The following is a 19,831-nucleotide window of genomic DNA, read 5'->3' on the forward strand; positions in this document are numbered from 1 at the left end:
ATGGCTTTGATTGCATTGGACGATGTGTCCAAGATTTACCCCAAGGGTACTCGGCCCGCGCTTGATGGCATCAACCTCAGCATAGAGCGTGGCGACTTCGTGTTCCTGGTGGGCGCATCCGGATCCGGTAAAACCACGCTGCTGAGCCTGCTGCTGCGCGAGGAGGAGGCCACCAGCGGTGAGATTCGTGTGGCCGGCAACGACTTGCGCCGTATCGCCAACCGTCAGGTGCCGCATTACCGCCGTACGCTGGGCTTCGTGTTCCAGGACTACAAGCTGCTCAACAACAAAACCGTGTGGGAGAACGTGGCGTTCGCGCTCGAGGTGATCGGTACCCGCCGTTCCACCATTAAGTCTTTGGTGCCCAAGGTGCTGGACACCGTGGGTCTTACCGGCAAAGAGAAGAACTATCCGCATGAGCTGTCCGGTGGCGAGCAGCAGCGCGTGGCCATCGCCCGTGCGTATGTGAACCACCCGCAGATCCTGTTGGCCGACGAGCCCACCGGCAACCTTGACCCGACCACATCGCTGGGCATTATGGAGGTGTTGGACGCTATCAACCGTACCGGCACCACCATCGTGATGGCCACACATAACGAAGAGATCGTCAACTCGATGCGCAAGCGCGTTGTCGAACTGCACGGTGGCAAGATCGTGCGTGATGAGGCCCACGGTTCCTACGATTCCGCCCTGTACTTCCCCGATGCCGAGGCCGAAGCTAAATTCGGCAGGGCCAACCACATCCCCGATGCCCGGACCAACGCCATCGCCGCGCCGGAGGAGGGCGAGCCGTCCGAAGGCATCGCACGTCTGGCCAATTCCGTGCATTCCGGGCGAACCGGCCGCTACGGTGAGACTTTTGCGCCGTTGGAAGACACGTTGACATGGGGCAAGGGCCTGACTTTGGACGAGCAGGCTGCATCCCTCGAAGCCACCCAGGCTTTCGATTCGTTGCATCCCGAGGAAAGTGTCAGCAGTACGACAGTCGAGGTTTCCGAAACGCTCGCTGTGCCGGAGACGTCCGTTGCCGGTGAGATACCTGAGCAGCAGTCCGTCGGCGACGGCGAAGGGACGAACCAGGCCGAGCCCTCGTCAGTGCAAGCAGACGAGGTGCCTATGCCGCCGGCTCCGCCAGCCCCACCTGCGCCGCCGAGCGCCGAATCCCAGAGTGCAACCAGCGAAGGCAAGGAGGAGTAGCCCATGCGTATGCGATTCATCCTGTCTGAAACAGGAACCAATCTGAGGCGTAACCTGTCCATGCTGCTCTCGCTCATGCTGGTCACGTTCATCTCATTCCTGTTCATCGGCGCTTCCGTGCTTACTCAGGCCCAGATCACCAAGGCCAAGGGCGATTGGTATGACAAGGTCGAAGTCGTGGTTTGGCTGTGCCCGGATGGTACGAGCCAGTCCGCCAACTGCGCATCCGGTAAGTCGCCGTCTGCGGCCGAAATCACGGCACTGCAGAAGACCATCCGCGACGAGCTCAACGATGTGGTGTCCAACATCAACTATGTGAGCAAGCAGGACTTCTACAACAACACCTTCACCAAGCAGTACCCGAATGGCGAATTCCAAGGTCGTACGCTGACTGCCGACGATATGCAGGATTCCCTGTGGCTGAAGCTCAAGGACCCCACCAAGTATCAGGTGGTCGCCGAAGTGCTCTCCAGTAAGGAGGGCGTGGAAGACGTCACCGATCAGCGGCAGATCTTCGATCCCGTATTCGCCATTCTGAATCGCGCCACTGCGGTCACGGCCGTTCTGGCAGGCGTAATGGTGTTGGTGGCCATCCTGCTGACCGGTACTACGATTCGCATGTCCGCAGCATCCAGACGCACTGAAACCGAAATCATGCGGTACGTGGGTGCCTCGAACTGGACGATTCGTCTGCCCTTCATCTTGGAAGGCGCCATCGCTTCCGGTATCGGTTCGATACTCTCCTGCGTGATGTTGTCGGTAATCGTGCATGTGTTCATCACCGGGTGGTTGGCTCAATCAGTGACTTGGATTCCGTACGTGAATCAGATGACCGTGCTGCTGATTTCCCCGTTCCTGGTCGTGGGGGCGGTGCTGCTTTCGGTGATTGCCTCCACCATTTCTCTGCGACGGTACCTTCGCGCGTAAGACGTATCACACTCACTGCGGGTGGCGTTCCCAGATTCGCATGTTATGGTGTGGTCTATTGCGACGGAAAGGATTTATATGACTAAGGCGAAAACGATGAGGCCAGTGTTGGCCGCATGCGCGGCCAGCGCCATATGCGTGGCCGGGCTGCTGGCCAGCCCTGTTCAGCCGGCGCGGGCAAACACCTATTCGAATTTGGTCAATGCGCAGAGCCAGCATGCCGCATCCGTGCAGCGTGAAGCCCATCTAAAGCAGCAGCTAGCCGGTGCGAGCACCGAACTGGCCGACAAGATCATGGAATTGGATGATCTGACCAACAACAAGATCGTCGCCGCGCAGGATAAAGTCACCCAGGCCAATGCCGACGCCGCCACGGCTCAGGAAGAAGCCGATGCCGCTGCCTCAAGACTGGAAGCCGCGCAGAAGGACAAGGAAGATCTCGAGGCTCAGATCGAGAAAACCGGTAAGGACTACGACGACGCCCATGCCGCTGTGGCCCAATTGGCCCGTGAAGAGCAGCATGGTTCCGATGCCTCGGAGATTATGAGCGTGGTCACTGGTGCCTCGAGTACCAAGGACTTCGTCAACTCGATGCAGTCGCGTGACGCACTGTCTCGTAACGAGGCTAATGCTGCCTCCTCAGCGGCCACCGAGCTTAATACCTCGATGAACCGCAGCGAGCGTCTGGACGCGATCGAGAAGCAGATCGCCACACTGAAGACCCAGGCCGACAACAAGGCCGCCGCGGCTCAGAGCGCCGCGGAAACCGCGCAAAATGAGCGTGATGCTCTGGAACAGCTGCGCCAGGAGGGCGAAGCCAGGCGCAATGAACTGACCGGTATGGTGTCCAGCCTGAAGTCCCAGTCGGCGAAGCAGGCCGCGCAGACCGTGCTGATCGCTTCTCAGGTGGATTCCTACAACCAGCAGTACATCAAGGAACAGGCAACCGCCAACGGCCAGGTCAGCAGCGGCCAGCAGAGCACTGGTGGTTCGGCCGCACCTGCTCCTTCCGCACCTGCTCCGTCCGCTCCCTCCGGTGGCAGCACGTCTGCCGGCGGAAGCACGGGACAGGGCACCTCGAATGGTGATGTCGGCAACCGGTATGTGGCCGGCCAATGCACGTGGTATGCGTACAACCGGCGTAAGGAGATGGGCATCGGCACGCCATCGTTCCTGCACAATGGCGGCCAGTGGTACATTTACGCTCCCCAATACGGTTTGCGGGTGGATCACAGCCCGCAGGTTGGCGCGGCTCTCTCCTTCCCGCCGGGTGTGGCTGGCGCTGATGGCTACTACGGTCACGTGGCCGTGGTGGAAGCCGTGTACGGCAACTCGATTCTGATTTCCGAAATGAACGTCAAGGGCGAGTTCATCGTCAGCCAGCGCGTTCTGTACAATCCCGGTCAGTACTGGTACGTTCACTGATCCGGCTGTACCGAATTACGTTATGCAAGGCCCCGTTTGGGGCCTTGTTCGTATGTGCAGATGGTTCATGATATTCTCATATGTTGCGTTGCACCCACGAAAGGAGGGAACCCATGCCCAAGGAGGCCGGCGAAAAGCTGATCGTGCAGAATAAGAAGGCCCGGCACGACTACGCCATCGAAGACAAGTATGAGGCCGGATTGGCGTTGACCGGCACTGAGGTCAAGTCATTGCGCGAAGGCCGCGCGTCTCTGTCCGAGGCGTTCGTTTCCATCGATCGCCGTGGAGAGATGTGGCTTGAGGGGGCGAATATCCCCGAATACCTGAACGGCACATGGAACAATCATGCGCCCAAGCGCAAGCGTAAGCTGTTGCTGCATCGCGTGCAGATCACGAAGCTCGCTCGCGGCATCGAGGCCAAGGGATACACGATTGTGCCGTTGAGCCTGTATTTCAAGGACGGTCGCGTCAAAGCGGAAATCGCCCTTGCCCGAGGCAAGAGGGAATTCGACAAGCGTCAGGCTCTACGTGAGGAGCAGGACAAGCGCGAGGCCCTGCGCGCCATGCGCTATGCCAACATGCGTCACTGATTTGTCCACGTTGCGGACTTTTTCGTCCATGATTAACGCTTTGGTAGCACAACGCTCCTAATCTCTGGAGCCATCTGGGAAACATACCCGCCCAGCTGACTATCCGGAGAGAGGAAATCCAATGTCTCTAAGCAAGGGAATACAATCCGCTGCGGCCGCAGCTCTGAGCGCCGCCATGCTGATCGCCGTGGCCGCCTGCGGCACGAGCGATAGCGCGGACACTGCATCCAAATCTGCTGATTCCAAAGATTCATCCAGCACGTCCAGCACGCAAGGCTTCGACACCAGCGGCATCAAGAAAGACGATGAGATCGCCGCGCTGCTGCCCGATTCCGTGGCCGGAGACGGCACGCTGACCGTCGGCACCGATACTTCCTATGCCCCGGCCGAGTTCCTGGCCGAGGACGGCAGGACCCCGGTCGGCTTTGATGTCGACCTGTCCAAGGCGCTGGCCGCAGTGTTCGGACTGAAGGAAAACACCGTCTCCTCCACGTTCGATTCGATTATCCCGTCCGTCGGCTCCAAGTACGACATCGGCATCTCCTCCTTCACCGTGACCAAGGAGCGCATGGAGGCCGTGGACTTCGTGACCTACTTCAAGGCCGGTTCCACGTTTGTGGTGCAGAAGGGCAACCCGAAGAAGATCGATACCTCCAACCTGTGTGGCGTGAAGGTGGCTGTGCAGACCGGTACCACCCAGGAAGAGGAAGTCAACAAGGATAACGAGCAGTGCAAGGCGGACGGTAAGGATGCCATCGACATCCAGTCATCCAAGCTGCAGACCGATGTGACCACCGCCGTGGCTTCCGGTAAGGCTGATATCTTCTACGCCGATACGCCGGTTGCCGGCTACGCCATCAAGCAGACCGGTGATACGCTCGAGGCCCTCGGCGAGGATGTTGGCGTGACCCCTGAGGCCGTGGCCGTCAAGAAGGGCGATTCCAAGACCGCCGAAGCCGTGCAGAAGGCCATCCAGAAGCTGATGGATGATGGCACGTATAAGAAGATCCTCGACACGTGGGGCGTCTCTTCCGGTGCCGTCGACAAGGCCGAGATCAATCCGTCCGTCGAATAGTTTCGGTTACTATGAAGACTCCCGTTGCTCTGCGGCGGGAGTCTATTTGTATATGTATGCACTGTGGTGTATAAATATGCTTAACCGTTGATCGTTGCCGCATAAACGGCGTAAGAGAGAAGAAGAAACGATTATGCAGTCCACCAAACTGAAGTCCATGATGGCCATGGCGCTGAGCTCGGCCATGCTGTTCGCCACCGCCGCTTGCGGCACCTCCGACAAGGCCGATGCCGGTACGGACTCCGCCAAGGGTTCCGATGCCGCCACCATCACCAGCTACGATGTCAGCTCCGTGAAGAAGGACGACGCCATCGCCGCCCTGCTGCCCGAATCCGTGACCAAGGACGGCAAGCTCACCATCGGCACCAATCCTTCCTACGCCCCGGCCGAATTCCTCGACGCTGACGGCAAGACCCAGATCGGCTATGACATGGACCTCGCCCGTGCGCTGGGCAACATCTTCGGTTTGGACACCGAAATCGTCTCCTCCAACTTCGACACCATCATCCCGGCCATCGGCACCAAGTATGACCTCGGCATCGCCGCGTTCACCATCACCAAGGAACGTATGCAGTCCGTGGACTTCGTCTCCTACTTCACCGCCGGCATGGGCTACGCGGTGGCCAAAGGCAACCCCAAGAACGTGAACCCGGATGACCTGTGCGGCCTGAACGTCGCCGTCGAGACCGGCACCGTCGAGGAGGACGCCATCAATGAGACCGCCAAGCAGTGCAAGGCGGACGGCAAGAAGGACATCACCATCCAGTCCTCCAAGCAGCAGACCGACGCCACCACCGCCGTGGTGACCGGCAAGGCCGACGTGTTCTTCGCCGATTCCCCGGTGGTCGGCTACGCCATCGCCCAGACCGAGGGCCAGCTGGAACAGCTCGGCAAGGACTTCGACTCCGTGCCGAACGCCATCGCCATCAAGAAGGGCGATTCCCAGACCACCGATGCCGTGCAGAAGGCCATGCAGAAGCTCATGGACGACGGCACCTACGGCAAGATTCTCCAGCACTGGGGTGTGGAATCCGGCGCTCTGGACAAGGCCGAGATCAACCCGTCCGTCGACTGAGCGTACACAGCGGTCAATCAGCATCAAGCAATCCAGATGGGGCGTACTGTATGTAACACAGGCGCCCCATCTGTGCGCTAAGGTTCAACGCTAGTTGCAACTATCGCAGCCCAGGCTGCCCAAAGACACCCAAGGAACCAAACTATGGCGAAGAAAGAAGTCGACGGCGAAGGATTGAACATCCCCAACCGCATCAAGGCGCTGCCGGTCAAGCGCCCCGGCCCGATTGTGGCCGCCGTGATTGTGGTGCTGCTCGCCGCGATGCTTATTCAGGGCATGATCACCAATCCGCGATTGGATTGGCCCACGGTCTGGAAGTACCTATTCAACGAGAACGTACTTGAAGGCATCCAGTACACGCTCACCCTGACCGTGATTTCCATGGTCGTGGCCATCATCCTGTCGGTGATTCTCGCCATTATGCGCAAGTCCATCAATCCGGTGCTGCGCGGTGTCAGCTGGTTCTTCATCTGGTTCTTCCGCGGTACGCCTGTGTACACGCAGCTCATCTTCTGGGGTCTGTTCGCCGTGCTGATTCCAAAAATCAGCCTTGGCATTCCCTTTACCTCAGTGGAATTCTGGAGCATCGACTCCAACGTGGTGGTCACTGCATTCAATGCGGCATGGATTGGCTTGGCCCTGAACGAGGCCGCCTACCTGTCCGAAATCGTGCGCGCCGGTCTTGAAGCCGTGGATCCCGGCCAGACTGAGGCCGCCAAGGCGCTGGGCATGAACCGCACGCTTATCATGCGTCGTATCGTGCTGCCGCAGGCCATGCGCATCATCATCCCGCCCACCGGCAACGAGACCATCGGCATGCTGAAGACCACCTCGCTGGTCACCGCCGTGCCGTTCACCCTCGAACTGCAGTTTGCCACCAACGCCATCGCCAACCGTATCTACAAGCCGATTCCACTGCTGATCGTGGCCTGCTTCTGGTATCTGCTGATTACCTCCATCCTTATGGTGTGCCAGTCCCGCCTCGAAGCGCACTTCGGCAAGGGCTTCGATGCCCGACCGGTGGGCACCAAGGGCAAGCAGGCGCCATTGCCGGGTAAGACCGACGGTGAGCCGAAGGATGACGTGGACAAGCTCAACCAGACTACATTTGTCGGATTGAATGCATAAGGCGGGAGTGCGATTATGACTACGAATGACATCACCAGTGTTGTCCCAGCCGTGCACAAGGCGGCTGACGGTTCCGTGATTCCCGCTGTCAAGGCGGTGCAGGTGCACAAGGCCTTCGGCCCACTGCATGTGCTCAAGGGTATCGATCTGACCGTTATGCCCGGTACCGTGACGGTGATTCTGGGACCCTCTGGTTCCGGCAAGTCCACATTCCTACGCCTGATCAACCAGCTGGAGACTTTGACCGGCGGTTCGATCGAGGTGGACGGCGAACTCATCGGATACAAGCATGTGACCAAGAACGGTCAGGATGTGCTGCAGACTCTGGATGACAAGGAGATCGCCGCGCAGCGTTCCCGCTTGGGCATGGTGTTCCAGCGCTTCAACCTGTTCCCGCACATGACCGCCCTCGAAAACGTGATGGAAGCTCCGGTGCATGTGCAGCACAAGTCCAAGAGTGAAGCGCGCGCACTGGCCGAAGCCGAGTTGCAGCGCGTCGGTCTGGGCGATCGTATGGATTACTACCCGTCACAGCTTTCCGGTGGCCAGCAGCAGCGTGTGGCCATCGCCCGTGCTCTGGCCATGAAGCCGGAAATCATGCTGTTCGACGAGCCGACTTCCGCCCTTGACCCCGAGCTGGTGGGCGAAGTGCTCAATGTGATGCTTTCCTTGGCCAAGGAGGGTATGACGATGGTGTGCGTGACGCACGAGATCGGCTTTGCACGTGAGGTCGCCGATCAGATTGTGTTTATGGATGGTGGTGTGGTCGTGGAGAAAGGCGGCCCCGAAATCATCGACAATCCGACCGAACCGAGGTTCAAAGACTTCCTGCAGCACGTGCTGTAGTCCGCACTCTGGCTCCCCCCTGAAGAGGGGAACCATTTTTTGCGCCCCCGCTGGCGGGGGGGGCTGTCATGCAACGCATAACTGGGGGTGGTTCCTCTGATATGGCGGGAACCACCCCCAGTCGGCTCCTCCAACAGCCCCCGCCAGCGGGGGCACGGCTAGGGCCCCGCATGTTCCAATCCTGCAAAGGCGGCGGGTTGGATTCGCTTCAGGCAATGTTTGTCCGCTAGGCTGGTGAGCCATGTGTGGAATCGTTGGATATGCGGGAAATGTGGAAACGGCGTGCGGCAAGCCCTTGGAGGTCTGTCTGCAAGGCTTGGAACGTCTGGAATACCGAGGATATGATTCAGCCGGCGTGGCGCTGACCGCATCTGGCATGGATAAAGTGACCGTGCGCAAGAAGGCCGGTCGTCTGAAGAATCTGGTCGAAGACATCGAATGTAAGCCAATGCCGCTGGCCACCGTGGGTATCGGCCATACGCGTTGGGCCACCAACGGCGAGCCGAGCGATGTGAACGCACATCCGCATACTAGTATGGACGGCAAAGTCGCCATCATTCACAACGGCATCATCGAGAACGCCTCCCAGCTGCGCCTTGATCTGCAGGCCGAGGGCTACCGATTCGCCTCCGCCACGGATACCGAAGTGGCCGCCAAGCTGCTGGGCAAAATCGTGGACAAGATCATTGCGGAAGAGGGCAAGCCGAACCTGTTCAAGGCAGTGCGCCGCATGGCCCGCATGTTGGAGGGCGCATTCACCATTCTGGCCACCGACTGCCGTCAGCCGGATATCGTGGTCGGCGCCCGTCATGATTCTCCGCTGGTTGTGGGCCTTGGCGATGGCGAGAACTTCCTCGGCTCCGATGTGGCCGCATTCGTGGCATATACCAAGCGCGCCATGGAAGTCGATCAGGATCAGGCCGTGTGCGTATCCGCCGATAAGGTCATTGTTACCGACTTCGACGGCAATGTGATTGAGAATCCGAAGACCTACACCGTGGACTGGGACGCCTCGGCCGCCGAAAAGGGTGGCTGGGATTCCTTTATGGACAAGGAAATCCACGAGGATCCGGCCGCCGTGCAGCGCACGCTGCTGGGCCGTTTCGACCCAAACGGCGACATCACCCTCGATGAGGTGCGCATCGACCAGCATGACTTTAAGGCCATTGACAAGATCATCGTCGTGGCCTGCGGCACCGCCAGCTATGCCGGTCAGGTGGCCAAGTACGCCATCGAACACTGGGTGCGTATCCCAGTGGAAATCGAACTCGCGCACGAATTCCGTTACCGCGACCCGATTCTGACCCCGCGTACGCTCGTGGTGGCCATCTCTCAGTCCGGTGAAACCATGGATACGCTGATGGCCCTGCGCCACGCGCGCGAACAAGGCTCCAAAGTGCTGGCCATCTGCAACACGCAGGGTGCTTCCATTCCTCGCGAATCCGACGCCGTGCTCTACACGCACGCCGGCCCGGAAGTCGCCGTTGCCTCCACCAAGGCCTTCGTGGCGCAGATCACCGCCGCCTATTTGCTGGGCCTGTATCTGGCGCAGGTCAAGGGTGCGATGTTCCGCGACGAGATTCATCAGGTGCTTGACTCCCTGAAGGACATGCCGCGCAAGATCCAGTGGGTGCTCGACACGCAGCCCAAGACCATCCAGGCCGCCGCCGAGCGCATGGTGAATGCCAACTCCTTCCTGTTCCTTGGCCGCCATGTGGGATACCCGGTGGCGCTGGAAGGTGCGCTGAAGCTCAAGGAGATCGCCTACACCTTTACCGAGGGCTTTGCGGCCGGCGAATTGAAGCATGGCCCGATTGCACTGGTGGACGAGGGTGAGCCCGTGGTGTTCATCGTGCCGCCGGAGCGTGGCCGCAATGTGCTGCACGCCAAGGTGATTTCCGGCATCGAGGAGGTCAAGGCTCGTGGCGCGTACATCATTGCCGTGGCCGAGCAGGGCGACCCGGATGTGGAACGGTATGCTGATGTGGTGTTCTGGCGCCCGGCCTGCCCGACGCTGATGAGCCCGCTGGTGGATGTGGTGCCGCTGCAGCTGTTCGCCATGGATATGGCCAAGCTCAAGGGCTATGACGTGGATAAGCCCCGCAACCTCGCCAAGTCCGTCACCGTTGAGTAAGCCACACCGATACGTTATTGACGAGCCTCATATTCCGTTTGAGATGGACGTGCTGTATGAGGACGAGCGGATCATTGTGGTGGATAAGCCGCATTTTCTGGCTACCATGCCGCGCGGCATGTGGTATCGCGAAACCGCGCTGATCCGATTGCGCGAGCGTCTGGGGGAGCCGGATATCACACCGGCCCACCGTTTGGATCGCATGACTGCGGGCGTACTGGTCTTTGTGCGTGATCCGGCTTGCCGTGGAGCGTATCAGATGCTGTTCCAGAACAAGCAAGCCACCAAGGTCTATGAATGTCTGGCATCGTGCGCGCCGATTCGTCGACCGCGATTCGGCACGATTACACAGGCTGAGCCGCCGCGTCCGTTTCCGTTGCTGCGCCGTTCGCACATCACCAAGGAGCGTGGCACGTTGGCCGCCTTCGAGGAGCCGGGCGCAGTCAATGCTGAGACCCTGATCGAGCGCGGCGAACTCATACTTACTTCCGCTGGCGGGAGGTGGCGCGAAGCGCCGGAGGGTGGTCCCTGTCTGGAGAATCCCCCCATCTGCCGCTACACGCTTCATCCGCGCACCGGCAAAACCCATCAACTGCGCGTCCACATGAACTCACTGGGCCTACCCATCGTGGGTGACGATTTCTACCCGCGCATCCAGACGCGCCTTTACGACGATTTCAGCCAACCATTGCAATTGGTCGCACGTGTGCTGCGCTTCACCGACCCAGTAACAGGGAAGCGACAAGAATTCGTTTCCCGTATACCATTAATCAGCTAATGTCGCGGACGGAACCGCGCTCGATGAGTTCGGTGGGGATTACGGTTTTGATGCCGGCCGGTACTTTCTCGCCTTCGCATTGACGGCGGACCATGGAGAACGCGGTGGCGCCGATGGCGTCATTGCGCATGCGCATGGTGGTGAGGTTGAGTCTTGGCACCACGTCGACCAGCGAATCGTCCACGCCCACAATGCTTACGTCTTCCGGCACGCGCTTGCCGGCTGATTCCAATCCGAGCATCGCACCGTAGGCCATCTGATCGTTGGCCGCATAGATTGCGGTGCATTCCGGGTCGTGAGCCAGCGCCACGCCTGCCTGATAGCCGGAGTCGGCACACCAGTCGCCGATATACATGCTCGGTACGCGCGCGCCTATTTGTTCCAAGGCTTCACGCCAGCCTTGCGCTCGGCTTTCGGCAGCACGTGAAGTGACTGGGCCGGCGATATGGTAGACGGTCTTATGGCCTTTGCTCATCAAATAGTCGACGATGGCTGTGGAACATCCGTACTGATCGGCGTCAACGGTGGGGCAGTGGTCGGCTGCCGCCTCGGAAATCAGCACAACCGGTAGTTCTCGCGGTGGTTTGTATCCCACGAAGTCGGAAATGCGTTCCTCAAGCACCACGATGACGCCATCTACGGGTTGACGTTGCATGCGGTCGATGGTGGAGGCCAGCGTACGTTCTGCGCCGTTGCTCATAGTCTGAATGGTGACGGAATAGCCGTCCTCGGCTGCATGGGTGACAATGGAATCGAGTATCCGGGCATTACCGAACCTGGTGGTGTCGAACATCACTACGCCGATATCCTGGAATCGCCCATGCTTCAATGCTCGGGCGGCGTAATTCGGACGATATCCGAGGCGTTCCATCGCGGCTTCAACGCGCTGGCGGGTTTCCGGCTTGACCGCATTGCTGTCATTCGCCACACGGGATACGGTTTGCGGCGAAACGCCGGCCGCCTTAGCCACATCTTGCATGGAAACCTGTGTTGGTCTCGCCATCTCGCCCCTCGCTTGTCTCTCAAACGACAGCGGTCATACCGCTGCGATGTCTACCATGTATCGCGTGAACGGTAACGATAACATCATTGTTTTCGTGACCATTGTAACAGCTAGCGCAAAAACATTGAATTCAACACGATTGGACAATGTTATGAATGGTGTTATGATGATAACGTAAACAATTTTGGTCAACCTTCGAAGGAGAGGGGTTGGAAATGGCTTCAGCCGATGTCGCTGCCGTGCCTATGCACACGGATAAAGCGCGTGAGAACAAGCATAAGGCCGATTGGCGTGGATGGAAGTTCATGTGGCCGTTCACGGTGGTGTTCGTGTTCGTGTTCATTATTCCGATTGTGTACGCCATCTACATCAGCTTCTTCAAGAAGCAGATGATCGGCGGCACGAGGTTCGTCGGGGTCGAGAACTACGCGCGGTTGCTGCAGGACGGCCAGTTCTGGTCGTCCGTGGGTCGTGTGGCGCTGTTCACCTGCGTGCAGGTGCCGATCATGCTGTTCCTGTCGGCTGCCATGGCCCTCGCCCTGGATTCGATGAAGCTGCACGGCGCCAAGTTCTTCCGCATCAGCACGTTCCTGCCCTATGCGGTGCCCGCGGTGGTGTCCACGTTGGTGTGGGGCTTCGTGTACGGCGCGAAGTACGGCCTGGTGGGCTCGTTCAACGACTTCTTCGGCACGAACGTCGACGTGCTGCAGCCGGGCGTGCTGCTTGCCTCCATCGGCAACATCAGCACGTGGGAGTTCACCGGCTACAACATGCTGATCTTCTACTCGTCGCTGTCCACCATCCCGCACTCCCTGTACGAGGCCGCGTCCATCGATGGCGCTTCCGAATGGCAGATCGTCAAGTCCATCAAGCTGCCCGAGCTGAAGGGCTCGCTGGCCATCACGGTGATCTTCTCGATCATCGGCAGCTTCCAGCTGTTCAACGAGCCGAGCATCTTGCAGAACATGGTTCCGGGCAACGCGATCACCACGTACTACACGCCGAACATGTACGCGTACAACCTGAGCTTCTCCGGCAACCAGTCGAATTACGCGGCCGCTCTGGCCATCGTGATGGCCGTCATCACCATGGCCATCGCCTACGCCGTGCAGCTGAAGAGCATGAAGGAGCAGATGAAGTGACGACGACCGCCCGTATTGCCGGATTGGTTTCGATTGTGAAGGAGCGTGCGTGATGAGTGCCGCAGCATCTACCCGTCTGACTGACGCCGAACTGAAGGCGCAGGAGAAGGCCGCCAGGAAGGCCGAGAAGGAACGCCAGAAGCGCATCGCCGCCGATGAGGCGGCCGAGCGCAGGCGCAGCGCCAGGGCCGGTTTCGCGAACGTGAGCAACCCGCGCCGTTCGACCCTGATGACCGTGCTGTGCGCGATCTTCGCCGTGTACTGCCTGTTCCCGTTCGTGTACCTGGTGATCAACGCCACCAAGACCCAGGCCGACTTCACCTCCACGTTCGGCCTCGGCTTCGGCAAGAGCTTCGCCCTGTGGGACAACATCGTCACGGTGTTCACCTACCAGGGCGGCATCTTCGGCCGCTGGCTGGTCAACACCCTGCTCTACGTGGTCGTCGGCGCCGGCGGCGCCACCCTCCTGGCCATCATGGGCGGCTACGCGCTGGCCAAGTTCCGCTTCCCGGGCCGCAAGGCCGTGTTCGCCGTGATCATCGGCTCGATCTCCGTGCCGGGCATCGCCCTGGCCGTGCCGCAGTTCCTCCTGTTCGCCAAGCTGGGCCTGACCAACACCCCGTGGGCCATGATCATCCCGTCGCTGATCTCCCCGTTCGGCCTGTACCTGATGTGGATCTTCAGCGAGCAGGCCGTGCCCACCGAGCTCCTGGAGGCCGCCCGCGTGGACGGCGCGTCCGAGTTCCGCACGTTCTGGACCATCAGCCTGCCCCTTCTGGCCCCCGGTATCGTGACGACCGCCCTGTTCACGATCGTGGCGACGTGGAACAACTACTTCCTGCCGTTGATCATGTTGAAGGACGCCGACTGGTACCCGCTGACCATCGGTCTGAACCAGTGGAAGGACCAGGCCTCGACCGCGGGCGGCCAGGCCATCCAGAACCTGGTGATCACCGGCTCCCTGATCACGATCATCCCGCTGGTCATCGCGTTCCTGTGCCTGCAGAAGTACTGGCAGTCCGGCCTCGCCGCAGGCGCCGTCAAGGAGTAACCGTACTTCGGCTCCCTTCTGGTGGAGGGAGCCGAGATAAAGGCATAACCACTAACAGGAAGGAGGCGCCTATGCAGATATTCGCATTGTTGAGAATCGTGCAGGCGCCTCCTTGCGTATCTGCGTGACTCCCATTTGCCCACACGTAGATATTTATTCATTAAAGGAACAGCATCATCATGGAACATCGCGAATTCAAGTGGCCGCAGCCTCTTGCGGGTGGCAAGCCCCGCATCTGGTACGGCGGCGATTACAACCCCGACCAATGGCCTGAGGAAGTGTGGGACGAAGATGTAGCCCTCATGCAGAAGGCCGGCGTCAACCTCGTCTCCGTAGCCATCTTCTCTTGGGCCAAGCTTGAGCCCGAAGAAGGCGTGTATGACTTCGATTGGCTCGACCGCGTCATCGACAAGCTCGGCAAGGCCGGCATCGCCGTCGATCTCGCCTCCGGCACCGCATCCCCGCCGATGTGGATGACCCAGGCCCACCCGGAGATCCTCTGGGTCGACTACCGCGGCGACGTCTGCCAGCCCGGTGCCCGACAGCACTGGCGGGCCACCAGCCCGGTCTTCCTTGACTACGCGCTCAACCTGTGTCGCAAGATGGCCGAGCACTACAAGGACAACCCCTATGTGGTCTCTTGGCACGTGAGCAACGAGTACGGCTGCCACAACCGCTTCGACTACTCCGAAGATGCTGAGCGCGCCTTCCAGAAGTGGTGCGAGAAGAAGTACGGCACCATCGACGCCGTCAATGACGCCTGGGGCACCGCCTTCTGGGCGCAGCGCATGAACAACTTCTCCGAGATCATCCCGCCGCGCTTCATCGGCGATGGCAACTTCATGAACCCGGGCAAACTGCTTGACTGGAAGCGCTTCAGCTCCGACGCCCTGCTCGACTTTTACAAGGCCGAGCGCGACGCCCTGCTCGAGATCGCCCCCAAGCCGCAGACCACCAACTTCATGGTCTCCGCCGGCGGTGCCGGCATCGATTACGACAAGTGGGGTTACGACGTGGACTTCGTGTCCAACGATCACTACTTCACTCCTGGCGAAGCTCACTTCGACGAGCTGGCCTACTCGGCCTCCCTGTGTGACGGCATCGCCCGCAAGAATCCGTGGTTCCTCATGGAGCACTCCAGCTCCGCCGTCAACTGGCGTCCGATCAACTACCGCGTCGAACCCGGCGAACTGGTGCGTGACTCCCTGGCCCACCTGGCCATGGGCTCCGACGCCATCTGCTACTTCCAGTGGCGCCAGTCCAAGGCCGGTGCCGAGAAGTGGCACTCCTCGATGGTTCCTCACGCGGGCCCCGACTCCCAGATCTTCCGCGACGTGTGCGAGCTGGGTGCCGACCTCAACAAGCTTGCTGACGAGGGCCTGCTGAGCACCAAGCTGGTCAAGTCCAAGGTCGCCGTCGTCTTCGATTACGAGTCCCAGTGGGCTACGGAACACACCGCCACGCCTACTCAGGAGGTACGCCATTGGACCGAGCCGCTCGCGTGGTTCCGCGCGCTGGCGGACAACGGTCTGACCGCAGACGTGGTGCCGGTTCGCGGTCCCTGGGACGAGTACGAAGCCGTCGTGCTGCCGAGCCTGACCATCCTGTCTGAAGAGACCACGCGCCGCGTGCGCGAGTATGTGGCGAACGGCGGCAAGCTGTTCGTGACCTACTACACCGGTCTGGTGGACGACAAGGATCACGTCTGGCTGGGTGGCTACCCCGGCTCCATCCGTGACGTGGTGGGCGTGCGCGTTGAGGAATTCGCCCCGATGGGCAACGACTTCCCCGGTGCCATAGATCACCTCGACTTGGACAACGGAACCGTGGCGCACGATTTCGCCGACGTGATCACCTCCGTGGCCGATACTGCTCACGTGGTCGCTGCATTTAAGGCCGATAAGTGGACCGGTTTCGACGGTGCTCCCGCCATCACCGTCAACGATTTCGGTGACGGCAAGGCGGCCTATATCGGTGCCCGGCTTGGGCGCGAAGGTTTGGCCAAGAGCCTGCCCGCGCTGCTGGAGGAACTCGGCATCGAGACCTCGGCCGAAGACGATCGCGGCGAAGTGCTGCGCGTTGAGCGTGCGGATGAAACTGGCGAGAACCACTTCGTGTTCCTGTTCAACCGCACCCACGATGTGGCGATTGTGGACGTGGACGGCGAGCCGCTGGTCGCCTCGCTGGCTCAGGTCAACGAATCCGAGCATACGGCGGCCATTCAGCCGAACGGTGTGCTGGTGGTAAAGCTGTAAAGAGGTCTATTTATAGCGATTCAAATGCGATGGCGGGCGTGTTATCGATAACACGCCCGCCATCGCATTTGCGATTTGTTTTGAGATGTGTATACTAAAAGATGTTATCGCAACCATAGCGAAAGGAATGGCTTCATAGAGCCACTTCTCAGTGTCGAGGAGAAATCGATAATTGACACTAGGTAACACGCAATGATTGCGAGCGACAAAACAGTTTGAATCGTTCTAGACGATTCGAGGAAGGAGAACAGAACGATGAAGTTCACTACCGCCAAGAAGGCCGTTGCCCTCACCGGTGCGGTTGCCATGCTGGTTTCCGTTGCCGCCTGCGGCTCTGATAGCGGCAAGTCCAGCCAGCCGGCTCAGGATTCCGACGTCAAGGAAATCACCGTCTGGGCTTGGGAGCCTTCGCTGACCCAGGTTGCCAAGGACTTCGAGAAGCAGACCGGCATCAAGGTCGACCTGAAGAACGTCGGTACCAACACCAAGGAATACACTCAACTGGACAACGCCATTGAGGCTGGCTCTGGCGCTCCGGACGTCGCTCAGGTTGAGTACTACGCCGTCCCGCAGTACGCCATCAAGGGCAACCTGCTGGACATCACCGACAAGACCTCTGGCTACAAGGACTTCTACACCCCTGGCCCGTGGGCTTCCGTGCAGTTCGCCGGCAAGGTCTACGGCCTGCCGATGGATTCCGGCCCAATGGCCTTCTTCTACAACAAGGAAGTCTTCGACAAGGCCGGCGTTGATGCCGAGCAGATCAAGACCTGGGATCAGTACTACGACGCCGCCAAGAAGATTCACGCCCTCGGCGACAACTACTACATCACCTCCGACACCGGCGACGCCGGCTTCTTCGACTCCATGACCTGGCTGGCCGGCGCCAAGCCGTTCCAGACCTCCTCCGATGGTTCCGAAGTCACCGTCAACCTGACCGAAGACAAGGGCGTCAAGACCTTCACCGACTTCTGGCAGAAGCTGCTGGACGAGGGTCTGCTCGACACCAAGACCGCCGGCTGGTCCGAGGATTGGTTCAAGGGCATGGTCGACGGCACCATCGCCTCCCTGTTCACTGGCGCTTGGATGCCTGCCAACCTTGCTAACTCCGCTGCTGACGGTGCCGGCAAGTGGCGTGTGACCCAGATGCCGACCGCTGACGGCTCCACCACCAACTCTGAGAATGGTGGTTCTTCGCTGGCTGTGCTCGCCTCCACCAAGAAGGCTGATGCTGCTTACCAGTTCATCGAGTACGCCAACCACGGTGCTGGTGTGGCCACTCGTGTGGCTGGCGGCGCCTTCCCGGCTGACAAGGCCTCCCTGGAAAAGGACTCCTTCAAGAACGCCACCACCGTGAAGAACGCCGATGGTCAGGATGTTGACTACTTCGGTGGTCAGAAGTACAACGAGGTTCTGGCTCAGGCTGCTGAGAACGTGTCCTCCGGCTACCAGTTCCTGCCCTTCGAGGTCAAGGCCCGCACCATCTTCGGCGACTACTTTGGCAAGTCCTACACCGGTGACCAGAAGCTGAGCGACGGTGTCGCTGCTTGGCAGAAGGCCCTGCAGGATTACGGCAAGGATCAGGGCTTCACCGTGAAGTAAGCCTTATAATTCCTTCTCTATATATCCACAGCAGCCCCGTGACGCATCTCGCCACGGGGCTGCTGCCGTATTGGCTCCCGCTGGCAGGAGCTGGCTCGCGAGGCGAGACTGAGGGTGGTTCATCATACGGCGTTTTAAGCCCCGCCTAGTAGACTCGTCACCATGCGAACAATCGGACGGCGAATCAGCAGACTGGCGACCATAGTCGTGGCCGCGGTCCTTACCGTATCCCTAGCCTCCTGCGGCCAAGCCACGGTCGATAACCGTACCGAAATCAGCGTATGGAGCTGGGAGCCCAGCATGGGCGAAGTCATCCGCCGTTTCGAGAAAGCCAATCCGGACATCCGCGTCGAATGGACCAACATCTCCGGCTATGAGAATCTCAATACCGCCATCCAGGACGGCTACGGCACGCCGGATGTGGCGCAGATCGAATACTACGCGCTGCCGCAATACGAGGTATCCGGTCAGCTACTCGACCTAACCGATCGTACCGGTTCCGATTATGCGAGTTTCTTTACCCTTGGCACCTGGTCGTCCGTCCAGCTTGCCGGACGAGTGTATGCATTGCCGATGGATTCCGGCCCCATGGGATTCTTCTACAACGAGGATGTGTTCCAGCAGGCCGGGGTGGATGCCACGCAAATCAAGACATGGAACGATTATTACGAGGCCGCCAAGAAACTCAAGCAAATTGGCGCTTATATTGCGGCCGATTCGGGCGATGGCAGCTTCTACGACGCCATGATATGGCTTGCGGGCGGGCAGCCTTTCCATACCTCGCCGGACGGTAAAACCGTGACCATCGATCTGGACCACGATACCGGCACCCAGCTGTTCACCGAATTCTGGCAAAAGATGATCGATGAAGGCCTGGTGGACACCACGTCCGCCACATGGTCTGAGCGATGGAAGCGCAGGGTGGGCACCGGCACCATTGCTTCCATGTTCTCCGGCGCATGGATGCCTTCGATGCTGCTATCCAATGTGCCCGGCGCGTCCGGACTATGGCGTGTGGCGCCCATGCCCACCTATGACGGCCAGCCCACCAATGCCGAAAGCGGCGGATCCGCACTTGCCGTGTTGCAGCTGACGCGTAAGCCGGATGCGGCCTATCGATTCGTGGATTTCGTGACCCATGACGCGCAGGGCATCAGTGCCCGTGTGGCTGGCGGTGCCTTCCCTGCCGACTATGACACCCTCAACTCCGGTGAATTCCTCGATAAGACCACGATCACGAACGATCGTGGCGTCGAAATTCCGTATTTCGGCGGGCAGAAATTCAACCGTGTGCTTTCCGAAGCGGCCGAGGATGTATCCGTGGGATATCAGTATCTGCCGTTTGAAGTGTATGCACGTAACGATTTCAAGAGCACGGTAGGCAAAGCCTATGAATGGGCCAGCAGCAAACAGGCCTATGAACAGCGTGAGATGGAAGTCGATATGGGTATGAAAGACGAGAAAGGCAAGCCGCTGGAATCGTTGGACAGGCCCGGCAAGAAAGTCAGTCTTGAACACGGGCTTGCCACCTGGCAGAAAGATCTCAAGGAATACGGCTTCAACCAGGGTTTCACGATTAAGTAGCTCCTCGCTAACCTCCCTC

At 59.7% G+C, this 19,831-nt stretch carries 16 protein-coding genes; 15 read left to right on the forward strand and 1 reads right to left on the reverse strand.

The genetic code is table 11. The annotated features are described in order from the left end of the window. The 10 genes from ftsE to BBBR_RS02295 all read left to right on the forward strand — a co-directional run bounded on the left by ftsE (position 1) and on the right by BBBR_RS02295 (position 11,175). Positions 1 to 1,197, forward strand: coding sequence for a cell division ATP-binding protein FtsE (ftsE, locus tag BBBR_RS02250; RefSeq protein ID WP_003828475.1), 1,197 nt, complete (start codon positions 1 to 3; stop codon positions 1,195 to 1,197). Between the two features lie 3 nt (positions 1,198 to 1,200). Beyond that, positions 1,201 to 2,124, forward strand: coding sequence for a permease-like cell division protein FtsX (gene ftsX / locus BBBR_RS02255; RefSeq protein ID WP_003828477.1), 924 nt, complete (start codon positions 1,201 to 1,203; stop codon positions 2,122 to 2,124). Positions 2,125 to 2,202: 78 nt separating this feature from the next. Continuing rightward, positions 2,203 to 3,549, forward strand: a complete 1,347-nt coding sequence (locus BBBR_RS02260) for a CHAP domain-containing protein (RefSeq protein WP_014484063.1) — start codon at positions 2,203 to 2,205, stop codon at positions 3,547 to 3,549. A 113-nt stretch (positions 3,550 to 3,662) separates the two neighbouring features. After that, complete coding sequence (gene smpB / locus BBBR_RS02265) at positions 3,663 to 4,139, forward strand: SsrA-binding protein SmpB (protein ID WP_003828480.1); 477 nt, start codon at positions 3,663 to 3,665, stop codon at positions 4,137 to 4,139. 121 nt (positions 4,140 to 4,260) lie between these two features. Continuing rightward, positions 4,261 to 5,214 carry an ABC transporter substrate-binding protein gene (locus tag BBBR_RS02270; protein ID WP_003828481.1) on the forward strand — a complete coding sequence of 318 codons (954 nt, stop codon included), beginning with the start codon at positions 4,261 to 4,263 and terminating at the stop codon, positions 5,212 to 5,214. 133 nt (positions 5,215 to 5,347) lie between these two features. After that, a complete protein-coding gene (locus BBBR_RS02275) occupies positions 5,348 to 6,289 on the forward strand; it encodes an ABC transporter substrate-binding protein (protein ID WP_003828483.1) in 942 nt (313 codons plus the stop codon). A gap of 144 nt (positions 6,290 to 6,433) precedes the next feature. Then, complete coding sequence (locus BBBR_RS02280) at positions 6,434 to 7,417, forward strand: amino acid ABC transporter permease (RefSeq protein ID WP_003828484.1); 984 nt, start codon at positions 6,434 to 6,436, stop codon at positions 7,415 to 7,417. A 15-nt stretch (positions 7,418 to 7,432) separates the two neighbouring features. Further along, the gene (locus BBBR_RS02285; RefSeq protein WP_003828485.1) at positions 7,433 to 8,263 is read left to right on the forward strand and encodes an amino acid ABC transporter ATP-binding protein; all 831 of its coding nucleotides are present in this window, start codon (positions 7,433 to 7,435) and stop codon (positions 8,261 to 8,263) included. Positions 8,264 to 8,504: 241 nt separating this feature from the next. Continuing rightward, entirely contained in the window at positions 8,505 to 10,397 is a 1,893-nt protein-coding gene (gene glmS, locus BBBR_RS02290; protein ID WP_003828486.1) for a glutamine--fructose-6-phosphate transaminase (isomerizing), read from the forward strand. Positions 10,398 to 10,440: 43 nt separating this feature from the next. Next, positions 10,441 to 11,175 (forward strand): pseudouridine synthase, encoded by a 735-nt coding sequence (locus tag BBBR_RS02295; protein WP_003828487.1) that lies wholly within the window; start codon positions 10,441 to 10,443, stop codon positions 11,173 to 11,175. Here the strand turns inward: BBBR_RS02295 and BBBR_RS02300 are convergent. After that, positions 11,168 to 12,154, reverse strand: a complete 987-nt coding sequence (locus BBBR_RS02300; RefSeq protein WP_003828488.1) for a LacI family DNA-binding transcriptional regulator — start codon at positions 12,152 to 12,154, stop codon at positions 11,168 to 11,170. The genes BBBR_RS02295 and BBBR_RS02300 overlap by 8 nt on opposite strands. 239 nt (positions 12,155 to 12,393) lie before the next feature. Between BBBR_RS02300 and BBBR_RS02305 the strand changes: the two genes are divergently transcribed. From BBBR_RS02305 to BBBR_RS02325, 5 genes are all read left to right on the forward strand, one after another. Next, complete coding sequence (locus BBBR_RS02305; protein WP_003828490.1) at positions 12,394 to 13,320, forward strand: carbohydrate ABC transporter permease; 927 nt, start codon at positions 12,394 to 12,396, stop codon at positions 13,318 to 13,320. 52 nt (positions 13,321 to 13,372) lie between these two features. After that, positions 13,373 to 14,371, forward strand: a complete 999-nt coding sequence (locus BBBR_RS02310) for a carbohydrate ABC transporter permease (protein ID WP_003828491.1) — start codon at positions 13,373 to 13,375, stop codon at positions 14,369 to 14,371. A 179-nt stretch (positions 14,372 to 14,550) separates the two neighbouring features. Beyond that, a complete protein-coding gene (locus BBBR_RS02315) occupies positions 14,551 to 16,626 on the forward strand; it encodes a beta-galactosidase (protein WP_003828493.1) in 2,076 nt (691 codons plus the stop codon). 255 nt (positions 16,627 to 16,881) lie between these two features. After that, the gene (locus BBBR_RS02320; RefSeq protein ID WP_003828494.1) at positions 16,882 to 18,228 is read left to right on the forward strand and encodes an ABC transporter substrate-binding protein; all 1,347 of its coding nucleotides are present in this window, start codon (positions 16,882 to 16,884) and stop codon (positions 18,226 to 18,228) included. 162 nt (positions 18,229 to 18,390) lie between these two features. After that, entirely contained in the window at positions 18,391 to 19,812 is a 1,422-nt protein-coding gene (locus tag BBBR_RS02325) for an ABC transporter substrate-binding protein (RefSeq protein WP_003828495.1), read from the forward strand. Positions 19,813 to 19,831: the final 19 nt, after the last annotated feature.

It is taken from the genome of Bifidobacterium breve DSM 20213 = JCM 1192 (assembly GCF_001025175.1).
Taxonomy (GTDB): domain Bacteria; phylum Actinomycetota; class Actinomycetes; order Actinomycetales; family Bifidobacteriaceae; genus Bifidobacterium; species Bifidobacterium breve.

Bases quoted from the DNA above. Each gene is read 5' to 3' on its own strand.
- ftsE (WP_003828475.1), top strand. From the start codon at position 1: ATGGCTTTGATTGCATTGGACGATGTGTCCAAGATTTACCCCAAGGGT.
- ftsX (WP_003828477.1), top strand. From the start codon at position 1,201: ATGCGTATGCGATTCATCCTGTCTGAAACAGGAACCAATCTGAGGCGT.
- BBBR_RS02260 (WP_014484063.1), top strand. From the start codon at position 2,203: ATGACTAAGGCGAAAACGATGAGGCCAGTGTTGGCCGCATGCGCGGCC.
- smpB (WP_003828480.1), top strand. From the start codon at position 3,663: ATGCCCAAGGAGGCCGGCGAAAAGCTGATCGTGCAGAATAAGAAGGCC.
- BBBR_RS02270 (WP_003828481.1), top strand. From the start codon at position 4,261: ATGTCTCTAAGCAAGGGAATACAATCCGCTGCGGCCGCAGCTCTGAGC.
- BBBR_RS02275 (WP_003828483.1), top strand. From the start codon at position 5,348: ATGCAGTCCACCAAACTGAAGTCCATGATGGCCATGGCGCTGAGCTCG.
- BBBR_RS02280 (WP_003828484.1), top strand. From the start codon at position 6,434: ATGGCGAAGAAAGAAGTCGACGGCGAAGGATTGAACATCCCCAACCGC.
- BBBR_RS02285 (WP_003828485.1), top strand. From the start codon at position 7,433: ATGACTACGAATGACATCACCAGTGTTGTCCCAGCCGTGCACAAGGCG.
- glmS (WP_003828486.1), top strand. From the start codon at position 8,505: ATGTGTGGAATCGTTGGATATGCGGGAAATGTGGAAACGGCGTGCGGC.
- BBBR_RS02295 (WP_003828487.1), top strand. From the start codon at position 10,441: ATGGACGTGCTGTATGAGGACGAGCGGATCATTGTGGTGGATAAGCCG.
- BBBR_RS02300 (WP_003828488.1), bottom strand. From the start codon at position 12,154: ATGCAAGATGTGGCTAAGGCGGCCGGCGTTTCGCCGCAAACCGTATCC.
- BBBR_RS02305 (WP_003828490.1), top strand. From the start codon at position 12,394: ATGGCTTCAGCCGATGTCGCTGCCGTGCCTATGCACACGGATAAAGCG.
- BBBR_RS02310 (WP_003828491.1), top strand. From the start codon at position 13,373: ATGAGTGCCGCAGCATCTACCCGTCTGACTGACGCCGAACTGAAGGCG.
- BBBR_RS02315 (WP_003828493.1), top strand. From the start codon at position 14,551: ATGGAACATCGCGAATTCAAGTGGCCGCAGCCTCTTGCGGGTGGCAAG.
- BBBR_RS02320 (WP_003828494.1), top strand. From the start codon at position 16,882: ATGAAGTTCACTACCGCCAAGAAGGCCGTTGCCCTCACCGGTGCGGTT.
- BBBR_RS02325 (WP_003828495.1), top strand. From the start codon at position 18,391: ATGCGAACAATCGGACGGCGAATCAGCAGACTGGCGACCATAGTCGTG.